Source organism: Curtobacterium sp. B18, from assembly GCF_000333375.1.
Lineage (GTDB): Bacteria > Actinomycetota > Actinomycetes > Actinomycetales > Microbacteriaceae > Curtobacterium.
On sequence record NZ_BACZ01000037.1, the window covers coordinates 1 to 4678 of the forward strand.

At 73.0% G+C, this 4678-nt stretch carries 2 protein-coding genes and 2 pseudogenes; all 4 read left to right on the forward strand.

Annotation, left to right across the window (positions count from 1 at the left end; all coding sequences use genetic code 11):
* Positions 1 to 353: 353 nt before the first annotated feature.
* On the forward strand, positions 354 to 623 hold the full coding sequence (locus tag I5E_RS00990; RefSeq protein ID WP_022905355.1) for a hypothetical protein: 270 nt from the start codon (positions 354 to 356) through the stop codon (positions 621 to 623).
* Positions 624 to 716: 93 nt separating this feature from the next.
* Positions 717 to 1991, forward strand: coding sequence for a glycosyltransferase (locus I5E_RS00995; RefSeq protein WP_022905356.1), 1275 nt, complete (start codon positions 717 to 719; stop codon positions 1989 to 1991).
* Between the two features lie 825 nt (positions 1992 to 2816).
* Positions 2817 to 4442 (forward strand): annotated as a pseudogene (locus tag I5E_RS01000) (glutamate synthase central domain-containing protein); the annotation flags it as partial.
* A gap of 115 nt (positions 4443 to 4557) precedes the next feature.
* Positions 4558 to 4678 (forward strand): annotated as a pseudogene (locus tag I5E_RS23120) (acyl-CoA dehydrogenase family protein); the annotation flags it as partial.

The following is a 4678-nucleotide window of genomic DNA, read 5'->3' on the forward strand; positions in this document are numbered from 1 at the left end:
TCGTGGTCGGGACGACCGACGCTTCCCGCCGTCGGGCGCGGTCACGCAGCTGTTCGCCACCGAGCGGTCGCGGTTCTCCGTGGCCGAGGTGGGCGGGCTCCAGGTGTGGCTGCCGAAGGACGGTCGGGTCGTCCTGCAGTCGGGGGCGCTCACCGTCCAGGGGTGACGGCCGCATCGTCCTGCAGTCGGGGGCGCTCACCGTCCAGGGGTGACGGACGCGTCGTTCTGCTGCCCGGGGCGCCCACCGTCGAGGGGTGACGGCCGCATCGTCCTGCGGCCCGGGGATCCCACCGTCCAGGGGTGACGGCCGGGCCGGCCGCTGGCACACTGGAGTGGACCGGACGGGGACCCGCATGCCGAACGACTTCGCACGACTGCCGGACCGTCCACGCGCCGACGACCTCGTGGTCGAGGTGCCCGCCTTCGAGGACGACCGGCCGCAGCCCGAACCCGCGCCGCCGGCCGCCGCACCCGAGCTCGTCGCGGCCACCGAGTTCGCCCGGTCGTCGCACGCCCCGGCCACGATCCGCCGGACCCAGGTGCGTGCCGGTGCCTGGATCGCCGGGGTCCCGATCGCCGTGCTCGCCGTCGTCGCGGTCGTGCAGATCCTGCTGCCCGACTGACGCGACCGTCGCCGCCGGCTGCCGAACGCGTTCTTAGACGCGGCACAGCCGGCTGCAGCGGTCCCCGTATGCCCGCTGTCGAGCATCTGCGGTATGACGGAGACGAACCAGACCCTCGACATCGACATCGTCGTCCCCTGCTACAACGAGCAGGACACGCTCGCCGCGCACGTCCGCCGCTTGCACACCTTCTGCCGGACGTCGCTCCGGAACACCTGGCGCATCACGATCGCGGACAACGCCTCGACCGACGACACCGCACGCATCGCCGACGACCTCGCCGCGATGCTCCCTGACGTACACGCGGTGCACCTCCCCGAGAAGGGACGAGGACGGGCACTCAAAGCGGTGTGGGCGGCTTCCCCCGCCTCGGTTCTCGTGTACGTCGACGAGGACCTCTCCACCGACCTCGCGGCCCTGGAACCGCTCCTCGCTCCGCTGCTGTCCGGGCACTCGGACGTCGCGATCGGCACACGCCTGGCGGGGTCGTCGCGGGTGGTGCGCGGCGGGAAGCGCGAGTTCATCTCGCGCTCCTACAACCTGCTACTCCGCACGACGATGGGGGTGTCCTTCTCCGACGCGCAGTGCGGGTTCAAGGCGATCACCCGCCAGGCCGCGGAACACGTCCTGCCGCTGTGCGAGGACGACGCGTGGTTCTTCGACACGGAGATGCTCGTGCTGGCCGAGCACGCCGGGCTCCGGATCCACGAAGTGCCGGTCGACTGGGTGGACGACGTCAACTCGTCCGTGCACATCACCTCGACCGCGACCGAGGACCTCAAGGGGATGTGGCGCGTGTCCCGCGGGCTCGCGACCGGCCGGGTGCCGATCGCCGCGGTGTACGACGCCATCGGCCGTCGCCCCTTCACGCCGCCGCACGTCGGGATCGTCGGGCAGGTCCTGCGCTTCGGTGGGATCGGGGTGCTGTCGACGATCGCGTTTGCCGCCCTCTACGCGCTGTTCCGTCCGGCGATCGGCGCCCAGACCGCCGACTTCCTCGCGCTCCTGGTGACCGCGATCGGCAACACAGCGCTCAACCGACGCTTCACGTTCGGGGTCCGAGGCCGGGCCGGGGCGGGGCGGCACCACGTGCAGGGGCTCGTCGTCTTCGGCATCGCGTGGGCGATCACCTCCGGGTCGCTCGTGATCCTGCACGCGGCCGCGCCGGGATCGTCGCACGGTGCCGAGATCGTCGTGCTTCACGCTGCGAACCTCGTCGCGACGCTGGTCCGCTTCGTCCTGTTCAAGGCATGGGTGTTCCGGTCGCGGCGTCGCCCGGAGATCATCCGACCGGGATCGACCCCGGCGGCGGACGCGAGCACGGCGGCGACCGAGCCGATCGAGGTCGAGGAGCGTCGCGCGGCCTGACCCCGTGCGAGGTTGTACGGCCCGTGCGGGGTTCGCCGCACCGTGCGCACCGGCGCACGGTGCGGCCTTCGCCACTCCGTGCGGCCTCGGCCGCTCCGTGCCGCGCTTCAACCCCGCGCCGAGCGGGCAACGCTGCACCGGCCGAACAACCCCGCACCGTGCAGCCTCCGCGATCCCGATGGCCCGCGTGGGCCCGGCGCACAGCGGCGCACCGGCCCATCAACGTCGCACGGTGCCGCGCCCGCCAGCCCGTGCGCCCTCGACCGCACCGTGCCCCGCTACAACCCCGCACCCAGCGGGCAGCGTCGCACCCGCCGAGCCGCCCCGCACCAGCCGAACCAACCCGCACCGTGCGTCGCCCGCCAGCCCGTGCGCGCTCGACCACTCCGTGCACGGCTACAACCCCGCACCCAGCGGGCAGCGTCGCACCCGCCGAGCCGCCCCGCACCAGCCGGACCAACCCGCACCGTGCGTCGCCCGCCAGCCCGTGCGCGCTCGACCGCTCCGTGCGCGGCTACAACCCCGCACCGAGCGGGCAGCGCCGCACCGGCCGAACGAAGCCGCACCGTGCGCCGTGCGCCGCCCGCCCGCCCGCCCGCGCCGCCCCGCCCGCCCCAGCCCGCGCCACCCGCCGCCCGCGCGCGGAGCCGCCCCGCGCCTCCTGGCTGCGCCGTGTTGCGCGGGCGGTATACCGCGCCGTAGCATCGCCTCACCGCACCACAACCCCACAGGGCCCGACTGCCACCACCGGTCTGCCCGCGGCGAGCGCTCCACTGATGCAGCCTGGCCGTCCGCTGCCGGCAACGCCCCACTGGACCTGCACACGTGAACCCCTCCTCCTTCGGTCTCTACGACCCTGCCCGCGAATCGAGCGACTGCGGCGTCGGTTTCATCACCCGACTCGACGGGACGCCGAGCCACGACGTCATCCGCAAGGGCGACGAAGCGCTGTGCGCCATCCCCCACCGCGGCGGCAAGTCCGCCGAGGGCGTCGGCGACGGCGCGGGCGTGAGCATCGACCTGTCGGTGGAGTTCTTCAGCGCGATCACCGGTGTGGAGCTCCGCGCCGGCCACTTCGGCGTCGCCAACTGCTTCGTGCCGAGCAGCAACGGAGCCCACGCCGACGACGAGCGCGCAGCAGCCCAGCAGACCGTCACGGACGCCATCGAGCAGCAGGGCTTCGAGCTGCTCCTCGTCCGCGACGTCCCGGTCGACCACTCCGTCGCCCGTCCCGAGGCCGAGCAGTACCAGCTGCCGATCGTGCAGTGGGTCTTCCGTGCCCCCGAGGCCTGGACGCGCGACGAGGTCGACGCCGCCGCCAACCGCGCCCTGCTCGCGATCGAGGCGGTGTCGTACGGCCAGGCCGCCGCCGCCCGCGCCGAGCACGCCGCCCTGTACCCGCTGTCGCTCAGCGCCCGGACGCAGATCCTCAAGGGCCGGCTGAACTCCGGCGAGGTCATCGGGTACTTCACCGACCTGCGGGACCCGCGCCACTCGGTGCGGACGCTCTACTTCCACACGCGCTTCTCGACGAACACCGAGCCGCACCCGACGATGGCGCAGCCGTTCCGCCTGATGGCGCACAACGGCGAGCTCAACACCGACCGCAAGAACCGGCTGTCGGACGAGGCCCTCGCCCGTGCCCGCACCCGGAGCATCGTGCGGCCGCCGGGACAGTCCGACTCGAGCCGCCTCGACCAGACCCTGCAGAGCCGCGTGTTCGACGACGGCCTCGAGATCGTCGAGGCCGTCGTGACGCTCATGCCCCCGGCGTGGGAGAACGACCGGACCCTCACACCCGAGGTCCGGGACATGCTCGAGTACTTCTCGCTCTACGAGGAGAAGAACGACGGCCCGGCAGCGGTGATCTTCAGCGACGGCGACGTCGTCGGTGCCCGGCTCGACCGGCTCGGCCTCCGCCCGCTGCGCTCGGTGCAGACGGCCGAGTACCTGATGGTGTCGTCGGAGGCCGGCCAGGTCGAGTTCGCCGCGGACGAGGTCGTGCACCGCGGGCGCATCGAGGCCGGCGGCATGCTCGTCGTCGACCACCGCACCGGCACGCTCATGCGCACCCGCGAGGTGCTCGAGATGCTCGCGGCACGGAAGCCCTACGGCGCCCTGCTCGACGCGGCGCGCGTCAACCTGGACGACGTCCCGGCGCCGGAGTACCAGCGCACGACGACCACCCTCGGCTACGAGGGCGACCTGTCGCTCGCGGGCCGCTACGTGGCGTACTCGCTGAACCAGGAGAGCTTCCGGTTCATGCTCGACCCGATGCTGCAGAACGGCTCGGAGCGGATCTCGGCGATGGGCTACGGCAACGCCATCAACGCGCTCAGCGACACCGAGGGCGGCATGGCGAAGTACTTCTCGCAGCGCTTCGCCCAGGTCACGAACCCGCCGCTCGACTCGATCCGCGAGGCCGACGGCATGTCGATGCGCGTGGCACTCGGGGCGAAGCCGGACGGCACGGGCACGGCCAGCCGACAGCTGGTGGTGCAGTCTCCGATCCGTGGGGACGAAGGCCCGGGCGGTGGACACGGCGGCGCACGCGGTGGACGAGGCGATGCGCGTGGTGGGCGGGAGCGCCTACCGGGCGGGCAGCGAGTTGGCGCGGCTGGCGCGGGACGTCCGGGCGGGGCAGTACCACCCGTCGACGCGGGACTCGGCGGCGCGGACGATCGCGG